The 20,952-nt window shown below is 60.2% G+C and carries 23 protein-coding genes; 17 read left to right on the top strand and 6 right to left on the bottom strand.

All coding sequences use genetic code 11. From position 1 onward, the window contains the following. The first annotated feature begins 31 nt into the window (after positions 1 to 31). Positions 32 to 859 (top strand): 4-hydroxy-tetrahydrodipicolinate reductase, encoded by an 828-nt coding sequence (gene dapB / locus L904_RS00590; RefSeq protein WP_020812949.1) that lies wholly within the window; start codon positions 32 to 34, stop codon positions 857 to 859. Between the two features lie 8 nt (positions 860 to 867). Here dapB and phnF read toward each other — a convergent pair whose 3' ends face one another. Further along, positions 868 to 1,605 (bottom strand): phosphonate metabolism transcriptional regulator PhnF, encoded by a 738-nt coding sequence (gene phnF, locus L904_RS00585; protein ID WP_020812950.1) that lies wholly within the window; start codon positions 1,603 to 1,605, stop codon positions 868 to 870. Between the two features lie 82 nt (positions 1,606 to 1,687). Here phnF and phnG point away from each other — a divergent pair, with 82 nt between their 5' ends. From phnG to L904_RS00505, 16 genes are all read left to right on the top strand, one after another. Beyond that, positions 1,688 to 2,149 carry a phosphonate C-P lyase system protein PhnG gene (phnG, locus tag L904_RS00580; RefSeq protein ID WP_020812951.1) on the top strand — a complete coding sequence of 154 codons (462 nt, stop codon included), beginning with the start codon at positions 1,688 to 1,690 and terminating at the stop codon, positions 2,147 to 2,149. Further along, complete coding sequence (phnH, locus tag L904_RS00575) at positions 2,149 to 2,757, top strand: phosphonate C-P lyase system protein PhnH (RefSeq protein ID WP_020812952.1); 609 nt, start codon at positions 2,149 to 2,151, stop codon at positions 2,755 to 2,757. The genes phnG and phnH overlap by 1 nt, the downstream gene beginning before the upstream one ends. Position 2,758: 1 nt before the next feature. After that, entirely contained in the window at positions 2,759 to 3,868 is a 1,110-nt protein-coding gene (locus L904_RS00570) for a carbon-phosphorus lyase complex subunit PhnI (protein WP_020812953.1), read from the top strand. A 133-nt stretch (positions 3,869 to 4,001) separates the two neighbouring features. Next, on the top strand, positions 4,002 to 4,904 hold the full coding sequence (locus L904_RS00565; protein ID WP_020812955.1) for an alpha-D-ribose 1-methylphosphonate 5-phosphate C-P-lyase PhnJ: 903 nt from the start codon (positions 4,002 to 4,004) through the stop codon (positions 4,902 to 4,904). Then, on the top strand, positions 4,901 to 5,677 hold the full coding sequence (gene phnK / locus L904_RS00560; protein WP_003524419.1) for a phosphonate C-P lyase system protein PhnK: 777 nt from the start codon (positions 4,901 to 4,903) through the stop codon (positions 5,675 to 5,677). Before L904_RS00565 ends, phnK begins: the two co-directional genes overlap by 4 nt. A gap of 4 nt (positions 5,678 to 5,681) precedes the next feature. Beyond that, a complete protein-coding gene (gene phnL, locus L904_RS00555; RefSeq protein ID WP_003524417.1) occupies positions 5,682 to 6,389 on the top strand; it encodes a phosphonate C-P lyase system protein PhnL in 708 nt (235 codons plus the stop codon). Then, entirely contained in the window at positions 6,386 to 7,003 is a 618-nt protein-coding gene (locus L904_RS00550) for a DapH/DapD/GlmU-related protein (RefSeq protein ID WP_020812956.1), read from the top strand. The genes phnL and L904_RS00550 overlap by 4 nt, the downstream gene beginning before the upstream one ends. A gap of 235 nt (positions 7,004 to 7,238) precedes the next feature. Beyond that, on the top strand, positions 7,239 to 8,099 hold the full coding sequence (phnC, locus tag L904_RS00545; RefSeq protein WP_035264410.1) for a phosphonate ABC transporter ATP-binding protein: 861 nt from the start codon (positions 7,239 to 7,241) through the stop codon (positions 8,097 to 8,099). An 85-nt stretch (positions 8,100 to 8,184) separates the two neighbouring features. Beyond that, positions 8,185 to 9,090: a phosphonate ABC transporter substrate-binding protein gene (gene phnD, locus L904_RS00540; RefSeq protein WP_035264407.1), complete on the top strand. Its 906-nt coding sequence runs from the start codon at positions 8,185 to 8,187 to the stop codon at positions 9,088 to 9,090. A gap of 72 nt (positions 9,091 to 9,162) precedes the next feature. Continuing rightward, positions 9,163 to 10,149, top strand: coding sequence for a phosphonate ABC transporter, permease protein PhnE (gene phnE, locus L904_RS00535; protein ID WP_020809165.1), 987 nt, complete (start codon positions 9,163 to 9,165; stop codon positions 10,147 to 10,149). Further along, positions 10,149 to 11,498 (top strand): phosphonate ABC transporter, permease protein PhnE, encoded by a 1,350-nt coding sequence (gene phnE, locus L904_RS00530; RefSeq protein WP_020809166.1) that lies wholly within the window; start codon positions 10,149 to 10,151, stop codon positions 11,496 to 11,498. The genes phnE (L904_RS00535) and phnE (L904_RS00530) overlap by 1 nt, the downstream gene beginning before the upstream one ends. A 270-nt stretch (positions 11,499 to 11,768) precedes the next feature. Next, positions 11,769 to 12,467 (top strand): DUF1045 domain-containing protein, encoded by a 699-nt coding sequence (locus tag L904_RS00525; protein ID WP_020809168.1) that lies wholly within the window; start codon positions 11,769 to 11,771, stop codon positions 12,465 to 12,467. Beyond that, positions 12,464 to 13,600, top strand: a complete 1,137-nt coding sequence (locus L904_RS00520) for an alpha-D-ribose 1-methylphosphonate 5-triphosphate diphosphatase (RefSeq protein ID WP_020809169.1) — start codon at positions 12,464 to 12,466, stop codon at positions 13,598 to 13,600. Before L904_RS00525 ends, L904_RS00520 begins: the two co-directional genes overlap by 4 nt. Beyond that, positions 13,597 to 14,196 carry a phosphonate metabolism protein/1,5-bisphosphokinase (PRPP-forming) PhnN gene (phnN, locus tag L904_RS00515; RefSeq protein WP_020809170.1) on the top strand — a complete coding sequence of 200 codons (600 nt, stop codon included), beginning with the start codon at positions 13,597 to 13,599 and terminating at the stop codon, positions 14,194 to 14,196. The genes L904_RS00520 and phnN overlap by 4 nt, the downstream gene beginning before the upstream one ends. A gap of 87 nt (positions 14,197 to 14,283) precedes the next feature. Then, the gene (locus tag L904_RS00510; RefSeq protein ID WP_020809171.1) at positions 14,284 to 15,324 is read left to right on the top strand and encodes an AraC family transcriptional regulator; all 1,041 of its coding nucleotides are present in this window, start codon (positions 14,284 to 14,286) and stop codon (positions 15,322 to 15,324) included. 464 nt (positions 15,325 to 15,788) lie between these two features. Further along, on the top strand, positions 15,789 to 16,034 hold the full coding sequence (locus tag L904_RS00505) for a LuxR C-terminal-related transcriptional regulator (protein ID WP_020809172.1): 246 nt from the start codon (positions 15,789 to 15,791) through the stop codon (positions 16,032 to 16,034). Between the two features lie 217 nt (positions 16,035 to 16,251). Here L904_RS00505 and L904_RS00500 read toward each other — a convergent pair whose 3' ends face one another. The 5 genes from L904_RS00500 to hutC all read right to left on the bottom strand — a co-directional run bounded on the left by L904_RS00500 (position 16,252) and on the right by hutC (position 20,934). After that, positions 16,252 to 17,241: an Ldh family oxidoreductase gene (locus L904_RS00500; RefSeq protein WP_020809173.1), complete on the bottom strand. Its 990-nt coding sequence runs from the start codon at positions 17,239 to 17,241 to the stop codon at positions 16,252 to 16,254. Between the two features lie 150 nt (positions 17,242 to 17,391). Further along, positions 17,392 to 18,318 (bottom strand): energy transducer TonB, encoded by a 927-nt coding sequence (locus L904_RS00495; RefSeq protein WP_020809174.1) that lies wholly within the window; start codon positions 18,316 to 18,318, stop codon positions 17,392 to 17,394. Then, positions 18,315 to 18,791, bottom strand: coding sequence for a TonB system transport protein ExbD (gene exbD / locus L904_RS00490; protein WP_020809175.1), 477 nt, complete (start codon positions 18,789 to 18,791; stop codon positions 18,315 to 18,317). Before exbD ends, L904_RS00495 begins: the two co-directional genes overlap by 4 nt. A 6-nt stretch (positions 18,792 to 18,797) precedes the next feature. Continuing rightward, positions 18,798 to 20,003: a tonB-system energizer ExbB gene (gene exbB, locus L904_RS00485; protein ID WP_031233509.1), complete on the bottom strand. Its 1,206-nt coding sequence runs from the start codon at positions 20,001 to 20,003 to the stop codon at positions 18,798 to 18,800. A gap of 193 nt (positions 20,004 to 20,196) precedes the next feature. Then, the gene (hutC, locus tag L904_RS00480; protein WP_020809177.1) at positions 20,197 to 20,934 is read right to left on the bottom strand and encodes a histidine utilization repressor; all 738 of its coding nucleotides are present in this window, start codon (positions 20,932 to 20,934) and stop codon (positions 20,197 to 20,199) included. Positions 20,935 to 20,952 lie beyond the last annotated feature (18 nt).

Raw genomic sequence — 20,952 nt, 5'->3', positions numbered from 1 at the left:
GATCCGCCCGAGATGAAAAGTGAGTGACAGCATGGGCAGCAGCGGCATGAAACTGGTGGTGGTCGGCGCGGCGGGCCGCATGGGACAGGCGCTAATCCGCCTTATTCACCAGACGCCCGGCGTCCAGCTGCACGCCGCCGTCGCGCGCGAGAGCTCTGCCTTTGTCGGCCGCGATGCGGGCGAGATCGCCGGTCTCGGCCCGATCGGCGTCGAAATCACCAGCGATCCGCTTCAGGCATTTCTGCATGCGGAAGGGGTGATCGATTTCACTTCGCCGGCAACCAGCGTCACCTTTGCCGGCCTCGCCGCACAGGCCCGCATCGTGCATATCATCGGCACCACGGGTTGCTCGGCGGAAGACGAGGAAAAATTCAAGGCGGCGTCGCGCCATGCCCGCATCGTCAAATCGGGCAATATGAGCCTCGGCGTCAACCTGCTCAGTGTTCTCACACAGCAGGCGGCGCAGGCGCTGGATGCGCAGAACTGGGATATCGAAATCCTTGAAATGCACCACAAGCACAAGGTGGATGCGCCCTCCGGCACCGCCCTTCTGCTCGGCGAGGCGGCGGCGGCGGGCCGCAAGGTCGATCTCACCACATCGTCCGTTCGCGTGCGCGACGGGCATACGGGTGCGCGTGAAGCCGGGACCATCGGTTTTGCCACGCTGCGTGGCGGCTCGGTGATCGGCGAACATTCGGTGATCTTCGCCGGAGAGGGCGAGCGCGTCGAGCTTTCGCATTATGCCGGCGACCGCTCTATTTTCGCACGCGGCGCGATTGCTGCAGCCGTCTGGGCCTTAGACAAGAAACCGGGCTTCTATTCCATGCTGGATGTGCTGGGGCTTTCGCAGGCGGAGTAAGCTTCGGCTTAATTCTCCACCGTGAATTCGACCGTATCGGCCGAAAAACGGCTGATGGCATATTGCACCGGTACGCCATCCATATCGGCATTCAGCGCCTGAGTGACGAGCAGAATTGCACCCGGCGACAGCTCCAGATCGGCCAGATCCTGCGTGTCCGCATGGCTGGCGGAGATGACGGTGGAAATACGCACGTAATCCGCCACGCCCAGCATATTGAAGGCAGCGGTAATCGAGCCGCTCTTCTGGTAAGCCTCCCCTATTCCGGCGAAACGATCCGCCGGAAACCATGTGGTCGAGCGGGACACCGGGCGGTTATCGGCCTTGCGCAGCGTTTCGAGACGTATGAGCGGCGCACCCGCCGGCAATTGCAGCCGCGCCGCCAGATCGGCATTGGCCGGTTCGGTCGTGTGGGAAAGAAGCAGCGCTTCCATTTCCTTGACCTGATCGCCGATGCCCTCCGTAAATCGCGTGCGCCGTGAAATCGGAAAACTCAGGCGCTCCTTGCGGGCGATCATCGTACCGCGCCCCTGCATCGGCTCGAGAATGCCTTCGCTGGCCAGTGCGGCAATGGCGCTTCGGACAGTATGGCGGTTGACGCCGAATTTTTCGGCCAGCGTCATTTCCGGCGGCAACATGCCGGTTTCATCGTGATCGCCCGCCGCGATCTCGCCTCTGATCCTGTCGGCGATCTGCCGCCAGAGCGCCACGCCGTTCTTTCTTTTCATCGCTGCCGAAGGGCTCATGTCACACGCTTGTCATTCACGAACGTTAAATGTACCTTATATTGTATAGTTGTCTATATCAATAGACATTAGAGGTCAAGCGATGATTCACGAAACTGCAGACTTGCATGCAGACAGAAAGCGGGTGGCGGCGCTTCTTGCCCGCGCCACCGTGCAGGAACTCGAAACCGTCTGGAACCGGCAGGATGAGAGCCCCCGGACGGAAAATGTGCGCGGGCCGGAAACCGGCCTCGTCATGGTCAAAGGCCGCATCGGCGGCGGCGGCGCGCCCTTCAATCTGGGTGAGACGACCGTTACCCGGGCAACCGTCAAGCTTGCTTCGGGCACAGTGGGTCACGCCCATGTTCTCGGCACCGGCCGCAAGAAGGCCTGGTACGCCGCCGTTTTCGATGCGCTCTGGCAGGAAAGCCCGACCCGCGGTTTCATCGAGACCGAGCTTCTTTCACCGGTCGAGAAACGATTGGCCGAGGAGAAGGACAGGAAAACAAAAGAGACCGCCGCCACCCGGGTCGATTTCTTCACCATGGTTCGAGGAGAGGATTGATGAGCGTCAAGGCCGAAGCATTGACGGGCGGTTTTTCCGATGCCGTCTTCGATTCCCAACGGATTTTCAAGAAACTCATGGATGGCATGGCCCGGCCGGGCACGCCGCAGACAATCGAAACCGCAGTCTCCCCGCCATCGCCTCTCGCCCCCGCCACCGGCGCGGTCCTGCTGGCGCTCTGCGATCACGATACGCCGGTCTGGCTGAGCGGCGCCCTACGGAAAACGACCGTCCCCGGCTGGATCGGATTTCATACCGGTGCGGTCCCGACCGAAGAAAAAAGCGCAGCGCATTTCGCCGTCATCGAAGCGGGCAGCGCCATAGCCTCCTTCGGTCTCTTCGCGCAGGGAAGTCAGGAATATCCCGACCGCTCCACCACGCTCATCATCGAGTTGCCTGATCTGGATGGGGGACGGGAATTGCTGCTCTCCGGCCCCGGTATCCGCCACGTCAACATCATCAGCCCCACCGGCCTGCCGGACATATTCCCGCGGCTGTGGGCGGAAAACAATGCCATTTTCCCGCGCGGCGTCGATGTCATCCTGACATCCGCCGACAGATTTGTCTGCCTGCCGCGCACGACGCGCATTCAACCCGTGGAGGCGTAAGATGTATGTTGCTGTCAAAGGCGGGGAAACCGCCATTGCCAACGCCCACCGGCTTCTGGCCGACAAGCGGCGCGGAGACCGTGACCTGCCCGCGATGACGGTGTCGCAGATCGTTTCGCAGCTTTCGCTCGCCGTCGACCGGGTGATGGCGGAAGCGTCTCTTTATGATCAGTCGCTTGCAGCCCTTGCCGTCAAGCAGGCCCGCGGCGACATGATTGAGGCCATCTTCCTGCTGCGTGCCTACCGCACGACGCTGCCGCGCTTCGGTTATTCGGTTCCGGTCGATACCGCTGACATGACGGTGCAGCGGCGCGTTTCCGCGACCTACAAGGATCTGCCCGGCGGGCAATTGCTGGGACCGACCTTCGACTACACCCATCGCCTGCTCGATCCTTCGCTTCTTGAGGACGAGGCCGTTGAGACAGCCACCCAGCGCGAAGGCGAGCCGGAACATGTCATGCGGGTTTCAGACATTCTAGCGCAAGAAGGATTGATCGAAACCGACGGCGATATGCCGGCTGACCATATTGCCGGCGATCTGACACGGGAGCCGATGGAGTTTCCGATGCCGCGTGACCTGCGCCTGCAATCGCTGGCGCGCGGTGACGAGGGTTTCCTTCTGGCGCTCGCTTACTCGACGCAGCGCGGCTACGGCCGCACCCATCCGTTCGTCGGCGAAATCCGCATCGGCGAGGTGGAGGTGGAACTGGAGGTGCCGGAACTCGGGTTTTCCGTCTCGCTGGGCGACATACAGGTCACCGAATGCCAGATGGTCAACCAGTTCAAGGGTTCTGCCAAGGCGCCACCGCAATTCACGCGCGGCTACGGTCTGGTGTTCGGCCAAAGCGAGCGCAAGGCCATGGCCATGTCGCTGGTCGACCGGGCGCTGCGGGCAGGCGAATTCGGCGAGGACGTCGTGGCCCCCGCGCAGGACGAGGAATTCGTCATTTCACACGCCGACAACGTGCAGGCAACGGGCTTCGTCGAACATCTGAAACTGCCGCATTATGTGGATTTCCAGGCCGAACTCGGTCTGGTCAGGAAAATGCGTGCCGATTTCGAGGCGGTCAACGCCAATGGCGCGGAGTGGATGGGCAATGCGGCCGAATAGCTCAGCGGCTGTGCTGCTCGCCAAACCAGTAAGCGCAAAAGACGGTCGATGCTGCAAACACAGCAAAGAACACGGCTGCAAGAATTCCAATCTCCATGAGCTTGTACTCCTTTTTTCACAAGGCTAACGCGCAATGCTTGAAGAAGTTTCATTTGACGACGGGCTGGCTGTCTACAACTTCGCCTATCTGGACGAACAGACCAAGCGAATGATCCGCCGGGCGATCCTCAAGGCCATCGCCATTCCCGGTTATCAGGTTCCCTTCGCTTCCCGCGAAATGCCCATGCCCTATGGCTGGGGCACTGGCGGCGTGCAGGTAACCGCCTCCATCCTCGGCCCAGACGATGTACTGAAGGTCATCGACCAGGGCGCGGACGACACGACCAATGCGGTTTCCATCCGCGCCTTTTTCCAGAAGGTGGCTAATGTTACCGTCACCACCCGCACCAAGGATGCGACCATCATCCAGACGCGGCACCGCATTCCCGAAGAAGAACTGCATTCGGGTCAGGTCCTCGTCTATCAGGTTCCCATTCCCGAGCCCCTGCGCTTCCTCGAACCGCGCGAGACCGAAACGCGTGTCATGCACGCGCTGGAGGAATACGGCCTGATGCACGTCAAGCTTTACGAGGATATCGCCCGCAACGGACGCATCTCCACCACCTATGCCTATCCGGTAAAGGTGGCCGGGCGTTACGTGATGGATCCGTCTCCGACCCCTAAATTCGACAATCCGAAAATGCATCTCTCGGACGCCCTGCAGCTCTTCGGCGCAGGACGCGAAAAGCGCATCTATGCCGTGCCGCCCTATACCGACGTCGTCAGCCTCGATTTCGAGGACCATCCCTTCGAGATCCAGCGCTTCGACAAGCCCTGCGCGCTGTGCGGTGCGGAGAATGTCTATCTGGACGAGGTGGTGCTTGATGATAAGGGCGGACGGATGTTCGTCTGCTCCGATACCGACCATTGCGAGGACCGCCGCGCCCATGGCCATAAAGGCCACCTGCTGGCGGATGTGAAGGAGGCCGCAGAATGAGCGACGCACCGCTTCTGAAAGTCAGGGACGTTTCCAAATATTATGGCGACCGCGCCGGCTGCCGCAATGTCTCCTTCGAGCTTTATCCCGGCGAGGTTCTGGCCATTGTCGGCGAATCCGGCTCCGGCAAGACCACGCTCCTCAACTGCATTTCCACCCGGCTGATGCCGACCGCGGGCAGCGTGGAATATCGCATGCGCGACGGTTCGGTGCGTGACCTCTATCATATGGGTGAGGCCGAACGACGTTTCCTGATGCGGACCGACTGGGGCTTCGTACACCAGAACCCGGCGGACGGGCTGCGCATGGCGGTTTCGGCCGGCGCCAATGTCGGCGAGCGGCTGATGGCCGTCGGCAACCGGCATTACGGCAATATCAGGCAATCGGCCAGCGAATGGCTGGAGCGGGTGGAAATCGGCACCGACCGCATCGACGATCAGCCGCGCGCCTTTTCCGGCGGCATGCGCCAGCGCCTGCAGATCGCCCGCAACCTCGTCACCTCGCCGCGCCTCGTCTTCATGGACGAACCGACCGGGGGCCTCGATGTCTCCGTGCAGGCGCGCCTGCTCGATCTGGTCCGCGGTCTCGTCAACGATCTCGGTCTCGCCGTCGTGGTCGTCACCCATGATCTTGCGGTGGCGCGGCTGCTTTCCCATCGCATGATGGTGATGAAGGGCGGCGATGTCATCGAGCACGGCCTGACCGACCGGGTGCTGGACGACCCGCGCGAGCCCTACACGCAATTGCTTGTTTCCTCTATTCTGCAGGTTTGACGCCATGCCGACGCCTCTTATCGTTTCGGAAGTCTTCAAAAGCTTCACCATGCATCTTCGCGACGGTATCGAATTGCCCGTTGTGCGCGATGTCAATTTCTCCGTTTGCGGCGGCGAATGTGTCGTGCTCGGCGGCCCGTCCGGCATCGGCAAAAGCTCGATCCTGAAAATGCTCTATGGCAACTACGCCATCGACAGCGGGCAGATTCTCGTTCGTCATGAGGGCCAGGTCGTCGATATCGGCAACGCCTCGCCGCGCACGATCCTCGATATCCGCCACCGCACCATCGGTTATGTCAGCCAGTTCCTGCGCACCGTGCCGCGTGTCGCCGCCATAGATGTCGTTGCCGAACCGCTTCTGGCGCGCAAGGTTGCCGCCGATGAAGCCCGCGAACACGCAGCCATGCTGCTTTCGAAGCTCAACCTGCCACGGGAACTATGGTCACTGCCTCCGGCGACATTTTCGGGCGGCGAGCAGCAGCGCGTGAATATCGCCCGCGGCTTCATCACCGACCATGCGATCCTGCTTCTGGACGAGCCGACGGCCTCGCTGGACGCCCTTAACCGGCGTGTCGTCGTCGATATGATCGTCGAGAAAAAACAGAAGGGCACGGCACTGCTCGGCATTTTCCATGACGAGGAGGTGCGGGAAGCCGTGGCCGACCGCATTCTGGACGTCTCACAGTTTTCTCCCAGAAAGGCAGCGGCATGAGCGTCAAGGTCGGTCTGGAACCGGTCATCCATGAGACCGCCCGTGTCAGCAACTCCGCGATCGGCCGCTATACCGAAATTTCGGAACGCTGCCGCATCGAGGAAGTCGAAATGGGCGATTACTCCTATGTCATGCAGGATGGTGCGATCTGGTGCGCCACCATCGGCAAATTCGTCAACATCGCCGCCTCCGTCCGCATCAACGCCACCAATCACCCGATGCAGCGAGCGACGCTGCATCACTTCACCTATCGTGCCCACAACTATTGGGACGATGCGGAGGATGAGACGGACTTCTTTACCGCCCGCCGCGCCAAGCGCGTCGTCATCGGCCACGATGTGTGGATCGGCCATGGTGCGACGATCCTGCCCGGCGTCACGGTAGGAAACGGCGCGGTGATCGGGGCGGGTGCAGTCGTCTCAAAAGACGTCGCGCCCTATACCATCGTCGGCGGCGTGCCCGCCCGGCTGATCCGGGAACGCTTCCCGGCGGAACTGGGCCGGCAAATGGATAATCTGAAGTGGTGGGACTGGGACCACGCTACATTGCGCGTCGCTCTCGACGATTTCCGCAATCTGGACGCCGAGGATTTCGTCGCGAAGTATGGCGGATGAAATCTCCCTCTACCGAACACCTGCAAATCCCGGGGCAAAACCCCGGGATTTGTGTTTATGCGATCAAAAAAACACACGGATTTGAACGGTCCAAGATTCGTCCCGAAAGCTTTGTCGGCGAACAGGAGGATGCGAGATCCGTGAAATCTGTAATATTTTGTTCATCAAACTGACATCCATACTTCACGCACCGCTGTTACGCCGAACCCCGTCAAAAAGAAGATTGGACGGGGAAATGAGCTTTCACCTGAAGCAAGTCACGCGCCGCTTTGGCAACCACACTGCGGTCGATTCCGTGAATGTCGAGATACCGCAGGGCCAGATGGTTGGCGTTATCGGACGTTCGGGTGCGGGAAAATCGACGCTGCTGCGCATGATCAACCGCCTCGTCGATCCGTCCTCGGGTTCCATCCATTTCAACGACACGGAAGTTTCGGCGCTGAAGGGCGCGGCGCTGCGCAGCTGGCAGCGCGACTGCGCCATGATCTTCCAGCAGTTCAATCTGGTGCCGCGCCTCGATGTGCTCACCAATGTCATGCTCGGCCGCCTCAATCACCGCTCGACGGCGCTCAGCCTGTTCAACATCTTCACCAATGACGAGCGCCTGATGGCCATCGCCGCCCTGGAAAGGCTTGGCATCGAGCATGTGGCCATGCAGGCGGCCGGCACGCTTTCGGGCGGTCAGCAGCAGCGCGTCGCCATCGCCCGCGCCCTGATGCAGTCTCCGAAGATGGTTCTGGCCGATGAGCCTATCGCTTCGCTCGACCCGCTGAACGCCAAGATCGTGATGGACGCGCTGCGCGACATCAACGAACGCGAGGGCATTACGGTCATCACCAACCTGCATACGCTGGATACGGCGCGCAATTATTGCGAACGCATCATCGGCATGTCTCAGGGCCGCGTCGTCTTCGACGGAACCCCTACTGAGCTGACGGCTGCGGCCGTCACGGAGATTTACGGAACCGATTCACAGGGGTCAGGTATCGACGAGACCATGACCTCGACCAGCATCAATATTCCCGGCGCGCAGCTTCCCGCGCGTCCGGTGCAGCAATCTGCCGGCCCCGAACCGCTCGCTCTCGCCGGGCTCTGAGGAACCGCTCAGCATCGTTTGCGCCCGCGTCAAGGGCCGATACTTCACAACAAACTCCGGCTCGCCGGGAAACAGGAGAAAGTCCATGTTGAAGAAAGTCCTTCTTTCGGCAGTCGCCCTTGGCGTTCTGGCCGGTTCCGCCATGGCTCAGGACGTCAAGGTTCTGCGCATCGGTCTCGACGGCTCCGAAAACGAAGCCGACCAGATCCGCAACACCAAGTGCGTTGCCGATGGCCTGAAGGCCGCGACCGGCGTTGCCGAAGTTCAGGTTTTCCCGTCGCCGGACTATAACGGCGTCATCCAGGGTCTTCTCGGCGGCACCATCGACATCGCTTCCATGGGCGCGTCCTCCTACGCCAAGATCGCTCTGGCCGACCCCAAGGCTGTCGACCCGATCCTGACCTATACGGGTTCTGACGGCTCCAGCGGTTATTACACCATCATGGTTGCCCGCAAGGACAGCGGCATCAAGAAGCTGGCCGATGCCAAGGGTAAGAAGATCGGCTTCGCCGACCCGGATTCCACCTCCGGCTTCCTCGTTCCGAACGTGGCGATCCCGAAGGAAACCGGCACGCCGATTAAGGAATATTTCTCTGAAACCGGCTTCGGCGGCGGCCATGAGAACCTCGTTCTCGCCGTTCTCGACAAGAAGTTCGACGTTGGCACCACCTTCGGTTCGGGCGTCGGCAAGTGGGAAGAAGGCTACTCGGGCGGCAACCTTCACCAGATGGTCAAGAAGGGCAACCTCGACATGGACGATATCGTCGAAGTCTGGAAGTCGCCGCTGATCCCGAACGGCCCGCTGATGGTCACCAACAAGCTCGGCGACAGCATGAAGCAGAAGGTTGAAGACTACTTCATGGAACTGCCCAAGAAGGACCTCGCCTGCTTCCAGGCCTACACGCAGGGCAAGAACACCGCCTACATCAAGGTCGATCCGTCCTTCTACCAGACGATCATCGACGCCCGTAAGTCCGTTATCGGCGGCTGATCCTGACTGAATGTTCTGAAAGCGGCGGTGCCCTATGGCATCGCCGCTTTTTGCCAATAAAGGAAAAGCGGCATGGCGACCACACTGCAACAGGGTACCCTCACGCCCGAGGGATTGAGCGCATCGTCCCGAACGGTCATGCGTCATTATCAACAGCAGCTTGCGACGCGGCGGATCTATACCGTCATTTCGCTCGTGGTCTTTCTAGTCACTCTCGCGGCATCGCTGAATTTTGCCAACGAGGCGAATTCAGGCAAGTTCTTCGAGCGCCTGCCATATTTCTTCGATTTTCTGAAAACGTTTGTGCCGGATAGCCCGCTTGAAATCTTCCGCGCGATGTTCGATCTGCCGTCGCCCTATGACAATGGCTCGATGAAGTACAATTACGTCGCGGATCGCGTCTATGTCACCGACAGCTTTTACATCCCGCATTTCATTTACCAGCTGATCATCACCCTCAACATCGCATTGGTCTCGACAATCATCGGTACAAGCTTCGCCTTCGTGCTCTGCTTCTTCGCCTCCACCAATCTCGTCGGCGCCGGTCTCGTGCGCTTTGTGGTGCGCCGGGTCATGGAAGTGCTGCGCGCTTTCCCGGAAATCGTCGTCGCCGGGCTACTCACCGCCATCCTGTCGATCGGTCCGATAGCGGCGATCATCGCGATTTCTGTCCACACGATCGGCGCTCTGGGCAAGCTGTTCTTCGAAGTGGTGGAAAATGCCGACATGAAGCCCGATGAAGGCCTGCGCGCCGCGGGCGCCAACTGGCTGGAGCGGGTGCGTTTCGCCATCGTGCCGCAGGTTCTGCCCAATTTCGTCTCTTACGCGCTGCTGCGCGCCGAAATCAACGTGCGCGCCTCCACCATCATCGGTGCGGTCGGCGGCGGCGGCATCGGTGAGGTCTTCCGGCTGTCGATCGGCAACGACCACGCCTCCAAGACCTATGCCATCATCATCCTGCTGCTGATCACCATCATCGCCGTCGACCAGTTTTCCAGCTGGCTGCGCCGCAGGCTGATCGGCCATCAATCCTTCGAATTCGGACGGGGAGCGGCCTGATGTCGTCCAGCTTCATTCTCAACACCGCCGACCGCGAGAGGCTGATGGCCGCGCATCCGCACGTGTTCAATCGCGGTTTCATGCAGCGATATGGCCTGCTGGCCGGCATCCTCATCGTCTTCGCCTATCTCGTCGCCTGCTTTTTCTTCTTCAATGTCGGGCCGGCTTTCATGCAGGGCCGGTGGGATCGTGCCTCGAGCTATATTCAGGACTGGTATTCCTGGCGTGCTCAGCCGCGCCTGCGTTTCGAAGACGGCAAGGTGGAGCCGCAATGGTCCAGCCGCGGGCAATATCCGGTCGATGCAAAGATCGACTGGCTGCAGCCCCTGCCGGGTGGCGGCTACAGCGTCGTTTATGCGGGCATGGAAAACCGCCTCGATGTGACCCCGACCCGGGTGGATGTCTATGTCGACGGCAAGAATTACCCCGTCATCATCAATGGCGAACAGGCCCGGGTATCCGACGACGTGCCGCAGGAAATCCAGCAGGACGGCAACAAGGTTCTCGTGCATTTTGGTTTTGCCGGCCAGGCGGAAATCCGCACCAGCCAGGTCTATGTTCAGCGTCGGTTCCTCGGATGGGCGAATTTCCTGTTCGACACCAAATCGGAATTCTGGGGCAAGGGCTATGGTGAACTCGCCGCTCTCGCGCTGTGGGGAGAAAGGCTCGATCCCGAGCGCTCCAATATCGGCCATATGGTGGATGATTTCCTCGACAACAGCGTCTGGCAGCATGCCGATATTCTTTCCAAGCTGATGCAGACGCTTGTCATGGCCTTTGTGGGCACGCTGTTCGGCACGCTCGTTGCCCTGCCGCTCGCCTTCATCGCCGCGCGCAACATCACCGCCAACAGGGCCGCAAATTGGGGCATGAAGCGGCTGTTCGACTTCCTGCGTTCCATCGACATGCTGATATGGGCGCTGTTCTTCACCCGCAGCTTCGGGCCCGGACCGATCCCCGGCATTGCCGCGATCTTCTTTACCGATACCGGTGCGCTCGGCAAGGTCTATGCCGAGGCGCTGGAAAATGTCGACGACAAGCAGCGCGAAGGCGTCAAATCGGTCGGCGCTTCCCCGATTGCGGTCAACCGCTTCGGTGTGCTGCCGCAGGTCCTGCCGGTCTTCATTTCGCAGTCACTCTATTTCTGGGAAAGCAACACCCGCTCCGCCACCATCATCGGCGCGGTGGGCGCGGGCGGCATCGGTCTGAAACTACTGGAGGCGATGGGCACCAATGCCGACTGGGACAAGGTAGCCTACATGGTCCTGCTCATCCTCTTCGTCGTTTTCCTGTTCGACCACATCTCCAATTCGCTGCGTTCACGCCTGATCGGCAAAACACAACACTAGGCCTGAAGGGATGGAATGGCGAACGTCGTAATGATGTTCGTCATCTCCGCCGGACACTTGCGCAGTCCCGATTTATGCCGGCCGTATCCGTCATCATCTCTGCCTGTGTCTTCAGCACATTCGGAAGCTTGCCGCATTTCCAATGCGCTTTTTTCCTTCGGCATCATCATTCTGTCACGGAAACCAATTACCTCGCACTCCTGACCTTGCGGGAAGCTGGCGAGTCACGCCAAATAGCTTCTCATCCTTGGTCTCCCATGACACTGAAGAGTGCTTGCCGTGCGCTATGCCATCTATTTTTCTCCGGCTAAAGATCACCCGTTGACTGAGGCGGCGTCACGCTGGCTCGGCCGCGACGCATTTTCCGGCACGCTGCATGACGACCACGACGACTATGCCGACATGACGGAGGAGCCCCGCCGTTACGGTTTCCACGCGACCCTGAAGGCTCCTTTCGAGCTTGCCGAAAAATACAGCGAGGCGGAGCTGCTCACGGCCTTCGAAGATTTCGCAGCCAGCCAGTCCACCTTCGAAATTCCGCGCGTCGTCGTCGGTGCACTCGGGCCCTTTTTCGCACTGATCCCGGACCGCACCTATCAGCCGCTGCAGGATTTTGCCGCCGAGATCGTCGATCATTTCGACCGGTTTCGCGCGCCCCTGTCAGAGACCGATATTGCCCGTCGGCGGCCACAGATGCTGACGGAGAGCCAACGGCAAAATCTGTCTCTCTGGGGTTATCCGCATGTCATGGATGATTTCCGTTTTCACATGACGCTGACCGGCCGCATCGACGAGAGCGAGCAGCCCGCCATGCACGAGGTGCTTTCGTCGCGGTTTTCCGAATTCACCGATCGACCTCTCAGCATTTCCGGCCTCGCCTTGTTCGTTGAAGAAACGCGCGGCGCGCCCTTTACCGTTCATAGCTGGCACCCCCTTGGCCAGCCACCAAAGAAAGATGCGAACCCATGACCGAGCACGCCCTTTCCAATGCCCGTATCGTTCTGGAAGACGATATTATTCTGGGCTCAGTCCTGATCCGTGACGGCAAGATCGCCGATATCAGCGAAGGTGCTTCCAAAACCGGCGAAGACCTCGAAGGTGATTATTTGATCCCGGGTCTGGTGGAACTGCATACCGACCATCTTGAGCAACATTATTCGCCGCGCCCCGGCGTGATCTGGGACAAGATCGCCGCCATTCAGGCCCATGACGCCCAGGTGGCCGCCTCCGGCATCACCACCGTATTCGACTGCCTGCGGCTCGGTTCGGATGAAGACGGTGGCTTCAAGAAGGGTGAAATGCGCGAAATGGCTGACGCCATCGAGGCCGCGGCGGATCAGAACCGCCTTCGTTCGGATCACCTGCTGCATCTGCGCTGTGAAGTCGCTTCCTCGGATGTGCTGGAACATTTCGAAGACTTCGAAACCGATCCGCGCGTACGGCTGATTTCTCTGATGGACCACTCCCCGGGGCAGCGCCAGTTCCAGTCGATGGATCAATATATCTTCTATTACCAGAAGAAGCGTGGGCTGAGCGACGAGGCTTTCGCCGAGTTCGTGCGGCGTCGGCAGGCGGCGTCGGCGGAATATTCCGCCAAGCACCGCGATTATCTGGCCGCCCGCTGCGCCGAGCGCGGCATTACGGTCGCAAGCCATGACGACGCCACCGAAGCACATGTCGGCGAGGCTATCGGCCACGGCGTAAAACTGGCGGAATTCCCCACCAGCGTCGAGGCCGCAAAAGCCTCGCACAGCGCCGGCATGAGCGTGCTGATGGGCGCGCCGAACATCGTTCGCGGCAAGTCCCACTCCGGCAACATCGCCGCCCGCGACCTCGCGGAGATCGGCGTGCTGGATGTTCTTTCTTCCGACTATGTGCCCTTCAGCCTGCTCTTCGCGCCATTCCTGCTCGCCGATCAGGTAGAAGCCATCAGCCTGCCGGAAGCGCTGCGCATGGTCACCGCCACGCCGGCGCGCACCGTCGGCCTTCTCGATCGCGGTCGTATCGCGACGGGATTGCGGGCCGATCTGGTCCGGGTTCACCGCGAGGATGGTGTGCCGGTCGCCCGTTCCGTCTGGCGTCAGGGCAAGCGCGTGGCATGACCGATGATGGGCAGGATAGCCGGCGCGCGGCATCGCCCGGCACGATGATCGTGATTGTCGGCCCGAGCGGGGCCGGCAAGGACACGCTGATGGACTATGCCGCAGCGCGACTGTGTGGGCGGCCGGGCTTTCACTTCACCCGCCGCGTCATTACCCGCAGCGGCGATGCGGGGGGTGAAAACCACGATGCCGTTTCGATGCACGAGTTCAACCGGCTGGAAGATGAGGGCGCCTTCGCGGTGTCCTGGCAGGCGCATGGGTTAAAATATGGCATCCCGGCCGCTGTCTATCGTCATCTCAATGCGGGAGATGTGGTCATCGCCAACGGTTCGCGTTCCGCCCTGCCGCATTTCGGCACCGCCTTTTCCCGTCTTAAGGTCGTGAACATCGTTGCGCGGCCGGATGTGCTGGCAAGGCGGCTGGAACAGCGCGGGCGGGAAAGCCGGGACGATATTCTCCGGCGGCTGGAACGCAGCTCGTTGACGGTCGTTGGAGATTTCGACGTGACGACCGTCGACAATAGCGGCGCTATCGAAGATGCCGGCCAAGCCATCATGCAAGTGCTGGAGCAAAGCGCAGACACCGACCGCACTTAAAATCCCGGAGCCGGGCTGCTCGACAAACGCTCTCTCAAGGCTTACCATCAGGCGACAATTTCCAAACATGGTACGCCAAGGCGAGGGATGCCCGAGAAAAGGGTCAGCGACGAGATAAGTGTGGTGGCCGGTCTGGCTGCCGGCGTCAGCAATTATGCCCGGTCCCGGGGCATCGATATCGCGCCGATCTGCAAGGCTCTGGACATTGATCCAGCCATATTCAGCAGCCTAACGGAACGTATCAGCCTCGATAGATTTTCCCGCCTGCTCGAAACCTGCGCACTGATTTCCGGCGACGACGCCTTCGGTCTGCAATGCGCTTCCACCTTTCCAGCGGGTGCATCCGGCGCGTTCGGATATGGGCTGATCAGCGCACCGACGGTACGGGCGTTCCTGCGTTTTCTTCAGGACCATGTCTATTACGCGACCAACAACAGCAATTTCACCATGGTAACGGATGCCACGCAGGTAACCCTGTCATGGTCCTTCGCGCCGGTTATCGCCAAACGCGATCAATATGTGGATTTGTCGCTCGCCGTCCTGGTACAACGTCTCCGAGATATTCTCGGAGATCGTATCAACCAGATCGAGATCGGTCTGGAGCGGCCGAAACCAAGTAATATTCAGCTATTTAAAGAAAGAATGACCAGGCGCGTCAGTTTCTCCCAGCCGATCCATACCATGCGTCTTCCGGTATCGCTTCTCGATGTGGTCAATCCGAATGCGGATGAGCGGCTGTTCGAGCTGATGAACCTGCAATGCCGCATGTTGCGACCGGAAACATCGGCGGACGCGACCCATTTCATTGACCAGGTGAAGCGGTACATGCAGATGCGGCTCTCGGATGCCGAGCTTTCGCTCGGCGAGATCGCTCCCTATTTTAACCTGTCGGAACGGAGTTTTCAACGGCGGCTCGCAGAGCTCGGCACCAATCTCAACGAGATAAAGGACGCCATTCGCAAAAATGCCGGTTTCAAACTCCTCGTGGAAAGCGATCTTCCGGTATCCGACATCAGTTACAGGCTTGGCTATTCGACACCCGGTGCGTTTTCGCGTTCCGTTTCCCGCTGGTTCGGCGCGACACCGACCGACATTCGCAAGAAACACGCGCATCATTCCGCCGGATGATACATGTTGACGGCATCAATATTTCGAAATGACCCATTAAATTTGAGAAATATGTCGATGCTCATCGCAATATGTGCCGAAACATAACAATAAAACGAAAAACTTGGCGCGAGATGTTATTCTATCGGCGTGGCACATCGCCTATTAGAGCGCCGCATATCCTTCGGGTGTGACGAAAACATTCCAGAGCCTTGAAGCTGCATTTCACGCCAGACCAATTGTGGTCCTTGGCGATATCGATGTCGCAGTTCCTTTCAATGCACAGAATAGAGCGTCCGCGCCGCGATCGACTGGCTGCGAAAGCGGCCCTGTATTGCATAATTACCGATGCCCGATGAAACCTATTGGCGAAATTAGCGTTTCTGTTCGCGTATAGACAGAGCGGTAAACGAGCTGGTTTCGGGGAATGAATCATTGACTGATCGTGCCCCGGGAAGGCCAATCTCTTTTAAGGCTGAAAGAAAATGTCTTCAAATACGCCGCATGAACATCGCCAGACGCGTGAAATCATCCTTTCGGAGCGTGAGCGGCATTATCTGGGGCTGGTCGCGCGGGGCAAGCATCCGTCCCACATCGCCTTGATAACCGGCGCGGACGAAGCGGACGTGAAGGACACTCTTGAAAGGGTGCGCCACAGGCTGGGCGCCACCAATCTGCTGAATGCCGTCAGCATCGCCCTGCTGCGCGGCCTGATCGAACAGGACGCGTAATCGCCACCTGATATCCAAGCTTACGCGAAACGTCCCCTCCCGTAAGCTGAAAACCGAATGAGCGGCTTTCTGCGTCAAAATCCTTCCATATCAATGGCGGGATGGCGGACCAAAGCGGGCTGGACATGATGTCCGGCCCTATCGACGCAAATGCAAAGCAGCCATTTACGGTTTGCCCGGCGGGTCATATTCGACCCGCCGGGTTTTTATTATCACGTCAGAGCGATTGAATTTCGGCCAGAATATCGCTTTCGATCACGATGCCGCTTTCCAGCGCCTGCTTGCGAATCCCCTGGCTTCGGCGACCGGGCAGACGCACATTTTCCTGCTTTTCTATCTCGCCGGCGATGAGCGCCAGCCGCTCGGTAAAGGCCGCACCACCTGACGATACCGGGTCTATGGCGATGATCGTGTGGCCGAGAGAGGGCGGCGCTCCCTTGTCGTCGAGAAGGGAAGAAGCCTCGAATGCGAAGTTTCCGCCTGTCACCGCAGCGGCCATGATCTCCACCATCAACGCCAGCGCAGCGCCCTTGGCCTCGCCTGCGGGCACCATGGTTCCCTCTATGGCCTCTTCGGGATCGGTCGTCGGCCGACCATTTCGGTCGAGCGCCCAGTCGCCGGGGATGGTTTCACCCTTCTGGCGGGCCGCCATGATCTTTCCGCGCGCGACCTTGGAGAGCGCGAGATCGATGACCAGCGGATCGGCGCCGCTGACGGGAGTGGCGAAAGCGATTGGATTGGTTCCATAAAGCGGTTTGCTGCCGCCCCAAGGCGCCATGGATGCCGGGGCGTTGGCGAACATGAGTGCGACAAAACCCATTTCGGCGAGGCGTTCGACGGTCAGCGCCATGACACCCGCATGATGGGAGCGGTGGATGGCGGCAAGCGCAATGCCCTGCTGCCGGACCATGTCCGGCAATTCCCCAAGGGCGCAATCGATCGCCGGATAGGCATAGCCGTGATTGGCGTCGACCGAGAGCACACCCGGCTTCACGCGGGTCGCCACCGGACGCGCCTTGCCATCGACCTTTCCAACCCGCGCCTGCCGGACATAAACGGGGATGCGGCGAAAACCGTGACCGCCTTGACCGGCCGCCTCGGAGGCGACGAGCGCCTTTGCTACCGAACGGGCGTTTTGCGGCAGAACGCCGTTGCGCTCAAAGATAGAGGATACGAGATCCTCCGCCTCTGCGATTGAGAATTTCATGATTTTCGTGATTCCTGTTGGCTTGCATGCGATGGGACGGATTGGTCCTACTTTGCGGTATACGGTCGCTGCAAATCAACATGGAAAATAAATCGGGCATCCCATCCTCTCCAGAGTCGGGATGCCCTTATGCGGTCGGGCTGTTTCACCCTACTTGAAAAGAATCGGCAGGGTAAAACTCGTATTTGCGCCTGGCGGCGGCGGCGAGACGGACGCTCTTTGTATGACGGCCAGAAGCTTCTGATCCATCGCCGAGTCACCGGTGGATGAAATAATCCTCGCACCGCCGACGGAACCACCGCTGTCTATCTTGAATGAAACCGTAATGGTCATCCCCGATTTTCCAGCCGAACGCACCAGTCGCCGCTGCATCGCCGAGCGCACTTTCGCACCCCAATCGGCATTTGACATGGACGAGGACGAGAAGGAGCCGGCATTGCTGCGCGATGCCGCCGTCCGGTCGGACTGCTGGGCTTCAGCCTTCGCCGTTTCGCGCAGTTCCGATGCCTGCTGCGGTTTGGGACGCTGGCGCTCGACCTTCTTTTTCTCTTCCGGCTCTTTTTTTTCCACCTTCTTTTCGACGGGCGGCGGAGGAGGACGCATGACGGGCAGAGGAACCTCGACATTTTCGAGTTCCGCCATCATCTGCTCCTGAACCGGATCGACCGGCTCCACGGGTTCGGGAATTTCCTGCGGTTCGACGATCTCCTCGACCGGCGGTTCAGGCGGCTGCACCGGCTCTGGCGGCGGCGGCGTTTCCGCAACCGGCTCCGGTGGCGGCGGCTCTTCCGGGGCAGCTTCCTCCACCGGTTCGCTGCTGTCGCTCTTCACCTCTTCGGCGTCCTCGACATCCTGCGCGGGCGTCGTTTCTTCGGTCTTGACGGCCTCCGGTATCGCCGCCATTTCGATCATGATTGCAGCAGGCGGCGGCCCGCCGGCATCCAGCTCTTCGGGCTCCTGCATCAGATAATAGGCAAAACCAGCGTGAACGCCCAGCATGAGCAGCGCCGCGGCGGACCACAGCGTCACTTCCCCGAGACGGGAATGCCGGGCCTGCGGGTAGCCGTTTTCAGTCATGGCGCGGTTCCCGGCGCTGCAGGTTGCCCAACGGCGGCGGGCTGCGATGCGGCAGCCGCGTTTTCCAGTCCTACGAGGGCGATCTTCAGATAACCGGCATCTCTCAGCAGATTCATGATTTCCATGAAGTGGCCGTAATCGACCGCCTTGTCGGCCCGCAGGAAGATGCGCGTATCCTTCTTGCCGCCCGTCTGCCGGTCGATGGTGGCGGCCAGTGCTTCGCGGGCAACCGCATCATTGCCGAGATTGAGCGAGAGATCGTCCTTGACCGTCAGATAAAGCGGCTCCTCCGGGCGTTCCGCCGGCTTTGCGGTGGATGCGGGCAGATCGACATTCACATCGACGGTGGCCAGCGGTGCGGCCACCATGAAGATGATGAGAAGAACCAGCATCACGTCGATGAAGGGCGTGACATTGATCTCGTGGTTTTCGGAGAGATCGTCTCCGCTATTTTCGCGAATACCGCCAGCCATGGCCGATCACCGTCCAACCAGCGATACTGCGGGCTTGCTGGTGCTGCCCGGCGGAATACGGCGGAAATCGAGATCGCGGCTGACAAGGCGTTCCACACCGGCTGCGGCATCCGCCAGCAGATGGCGGTAACCGGTGATGGAGCGGGCGAAGACGTTATAGATCACCACGGCCGGAATAGCGGCGACAAGGCCGATGGCGGTGGCGAGCAGCGCCTCGGCAATGCCCGGCGCGACGACGGCGAGGTTGGTCGTCTGCGATTCCGAAATGCTGATGAAGGAGTTCATGATGCCCCAGACGGTGCCGAACAGACCGACGAAGGGAGCGGTGGAACCGATGGTCGCAAGAACACCCGTTCCGCGCGACATGCGGCGACCCGCATGGGTTTCGATACGCGACAGCGCCGAAGAGACACGCTCCTTGATACCGCCGCCATCCGTATGTTCGACCACCGCATCGGAAAGCTGCATTTCGTGGGTTGCCATGCGCAGCATCAGTGCTGCCGGCCCGCCCTTCTTTTCGACGGCCTCGGTGGCCTCGGTCAGGGTTTTTGCCCTGCGAATGACCTTGAGCGTCGAGCCGGCGCGCACCCGCGCACCTGCAAGCTCGATAGACTTCGCGACCCAGACCGTCCACGTGACCAGAGATGCGAAGGCAAGACCGATCATGACACCCTTCACGACCCAGTCGGCCGCCATGAACATGCCCCAGGGAGAAAGGTTGTGCGGGATATCCGCACGATGTTCAGCGCTCGCGGGCTCGGTGCTGACAGGCTCTATCGGGGTCGCGGCTTCATTCGGCGCGGTCGTCTGGCCCGTCTGTGCGGGTTGCTCGGTCTGCGTCGGCTGCGGCGCCAGGCCTTCGGCTCCCGGCGCGGTATTCGTCGCGGGCTGAGCCGGCGCAGGCTGGACCGGTGCGGGCTGAGTTGACTGAGGCTGCGAGGGTGCGGTGGCAGCCGGCTGTTCCGGTGCAGTCGCGGAAGGCTGGACGGGCGCGGCAGCCGGAGCGCTCGGCGTTGCAGGAGCGGCCGGCTGTGCCGGCTGAACCGCTTCCGTTTGCGGTGCGGTCTGTATCTGGGTTTCCGGTGCCGTCTGAGCGAAAACCGCGCCGGCACTCAAGCCGGCCAGCAAGGTGACAGTCATGGCAAGGGAGAGATGCCTTGTTGTGTTTGCCTTGTTGAAGGATGCGGAAGAAGTTGAGGTCTCAGCTGACATAATTTTTATCCCGGATTTCCGTCGATGAACTCATCCGCAGATTGACCGGTTCCTGAAAACCGGGGTCATGAACGGATACCGTCGTGAAAGCTTGACGTTCCGATAATAAACCTGAGTTCTTTTGACAACTATTATATTGTCAAAAGACGACCCGTAAACTCTTCTTTACAAAAAATTGACCGATCGAAGGCCTTCAGCTGCTCTGCGAGGGCGAAAACTGCGCAATGAGAGCATGACGGTCACCGGGATAGGTGACACGGACACGAGTGATATAGTCCGCCCCATGCCAGGTCCGCCGATCGATCACCAGACAGGCAGCACCGGAAGCAATACCGAGCGCGGCTGCATTTTTACGGTCGGCGGAAACGGCGCTGATGCGATGTTCGGCAGCGCTCCAGGGCACCATTTTCAGCAGCCACGTCCCCGGCCCGATCTGTGAAAAATCCGCGGCTTCCGCCTCCGGAACGGCGGTGACATTAATGATGCGCTCCTCAAGGCAAAAGGGAACGCCGCCGGCGAAATGCGTGCAGGTGAGTTCCAGGACCGGGGCCTCGGCGGCAAGCGCCATGGCCGCGCCGTCTTCTTCCCCCGCAGGACGCAGCCGTCGTTTGTCAAGACGGTAACCGTAGACCAGACCCAGCGCCTGCACCTCCCGCTCAATATCGTGGATTTCCAGAACGGCGGATTGCGCATGGGGCTGGCGAACGAAGGTGCCGAGACGGCGGCGTCTTTCGATGAGTCCGCGCTGCACCAGTTCGCCGAGAGCCTTGTTCACCGTCATGCGCGAACAGGCATATTGCCGGGTCATCTCGTGTTCGAAGGGAATACGATAACCCGGCGGCCATTCGCCCGACATGATGTGGCGCTCGACATCATTGCGAATGCGCTCGTGCAGCGATTTTTCCTGAAGATCGGCGCCTGTGCTCCTCATCCCGATGCTTTTATCCTC

It is taken from the genome of Agrobacterium sp. LY4 (assembly GCF_001526585.1).
Lineage (GTDB): Bacteria > Pseudomonadota > Alphaproteobacteria > Rhizobiales > Rhizobiaceae > Agrobacterium > Agrobacterium leguminum.
The sequence above is the reverse complement of the archived record's forward strand: the minus strand, read 5'-3'. Positions and strand labels throughout refer to the sequence as shown.

What these genes read in the sequence shown, in the direction of transcription:
- L904_RS00520 (WP_020809169.1), top strand. Translation starts at nt 12,464, where the DNA reads ATGACCGAGCACGCCCTTTCCAATGCCCGTATCGTTCTGGAAGACGAT.
- L904_RS00495 (WP_020809174.1), bottom strand. Translation starts at nt 18,318, where the DNA reads ATGACTGAAAACGGCTACCCGCAGGCCCGGCATTCCCGTCTCGGGGAA.
- L904_RS00570 (WP_020812953.1), top strand. Translation starts at nt 2,759, where the DNA reads ATGTATGTTGCTGTCAAAGGCGGGGAAACCGCCATTGCCAACGCCCAC.
- phnE (WP_020809165.1), top strand. Translation starts at nt 9,163, where the DNA reads ATGGCGACCACACTGCAACAGGGTACCCTCACGCCCGAGGGATTGAGC.
- phnF (WP_020812950.1), bottom strand. Translation starts at nt 1,605, where the DNA reads ATGAGCCCTTCGGCAGCGATGAAAAGAAAGAACGGCGTGGCGCTCTGG.
- phnH (WP_020812952.1), top strand. Translation starts at nt 2,149, where the DNA reads ATGAGCGTCAAGGCCGAAGCATTGACGGGCGGTTTTTCCGATGCCGTC.
- hutC (WP_020809177.1), bottom strand. Translation starts at nt 20,934, where the DNA reads ATGAGGAGCACAGGCGCCGATCTTCAGGAAAAATCGCTGCACGAGCGC.
- L904_RS00505 (WP_020809172.1), top strand. Translation starts at nt 15,789, where the DNA reads ATGTCTTCAAATACGCCGCATGAACATCGCCAGACGCGTGAAATCATC.
- dapB (WP_020812949.1), top strand. Translation starts at nt 32, where the DNA reads ATGGGCAGCAGCGGCATGAAACTGGTGGTGGTCGGCGCGGCGGGCCGC.
- phnL (WP_003524417.1), top strand. Translation starts at nt 5,682, where the DNA reads ATGCCGACGCCTCTTATCGTTTCGGAAGTCTTCAAAAGCTTCACCATG.
- phnK (WP_003524419.1), top strand. Translation starts at nt 4,901, where the DNA reads ATGAGCGACGCACCGCTTCTGAAAGTCAGGGACGTTTCCAAATATTAT.
- L904_RS00550 (WP_020812956.1), top strand. Translation starts at nt 6,386, where the DNA reads ATGAGCGTCAAGGTCGGTCTGGAACCGGTCATCCATGAGACCGCCCGT.
- L904_RS00510 (WP_020809171.1), top strand. Translation starts at nt 14,284, where the DNA reads ATGCCCGAGAAAAGGGTCAGCGACGAGATAAGTGTGGTGGCCGGTCTG.
- phnN (WP_020809170.1), top strand. Translation starts at nt 13,597, where the DNA reads ATGACCGATGATGGGCAGGATAGCCGGCGCGCGGCATCGCCCGGCACG.
- phnC (WP_035264410.1), top strand. Translation starts at nt 7,239, where the DNA reads ATGAGCTTTCACCTGAAGCAAGTCACGCGCCGCTTTGGCAACCACACT.
- phnD (WP_035264407.1), top strand. Translation starts at nt 8,185, where the DNA reads ATGTTGAAGAAAGTCCTTCTTTCGGCAGTCGCCCTTGGCGTTCTGGCC.
- L904_RS00500 (WP_020809173.1), bottom strand. Translation starts at nt 17,241, where the DNA reads ATGAAATTCTCAATCGCAGAGGCGGAGGATCTCGTATCCTCTATCTTT.
- L904_RS00565 (WP_020812955.1), top strand. Translation starts at nt 4,002, where the DNA reads ATGCTTGAAGAAGTTTCATTTGACGACGGGCTGGCTGTCTACAACTTC.
- exbD (WP_020809175.1), bottom strand. Translation starts at nt 18,791, where the DNA reads ATGGCTGGCGGTATTCGCGAAAATAGCGGAGACGATCTCTCCGAAAAC.
- phnE (WP_020809166.1), top strand. Translation starts at nt 10,149, where the DNA reads ATGTCGTCCAGCTTCATTCTCAACACCGCCGACCGCGAGAGGCTGATG.
- exbB (WP_031233509.1), bottom strand. Translation starts at nt 20,003, where the DNA reads ATGTCAGCTGAGACCTCAACTTCTTCCGCATCCTTCAACAAGGCAAAC.
- phnG (WP_020812951.1), top strand. Translation starts at nt 1,688, where the DNA reads ATGATTCACGAAACTGCAGACTTGCATGCAGACAGAAAGCGGGTGGCG.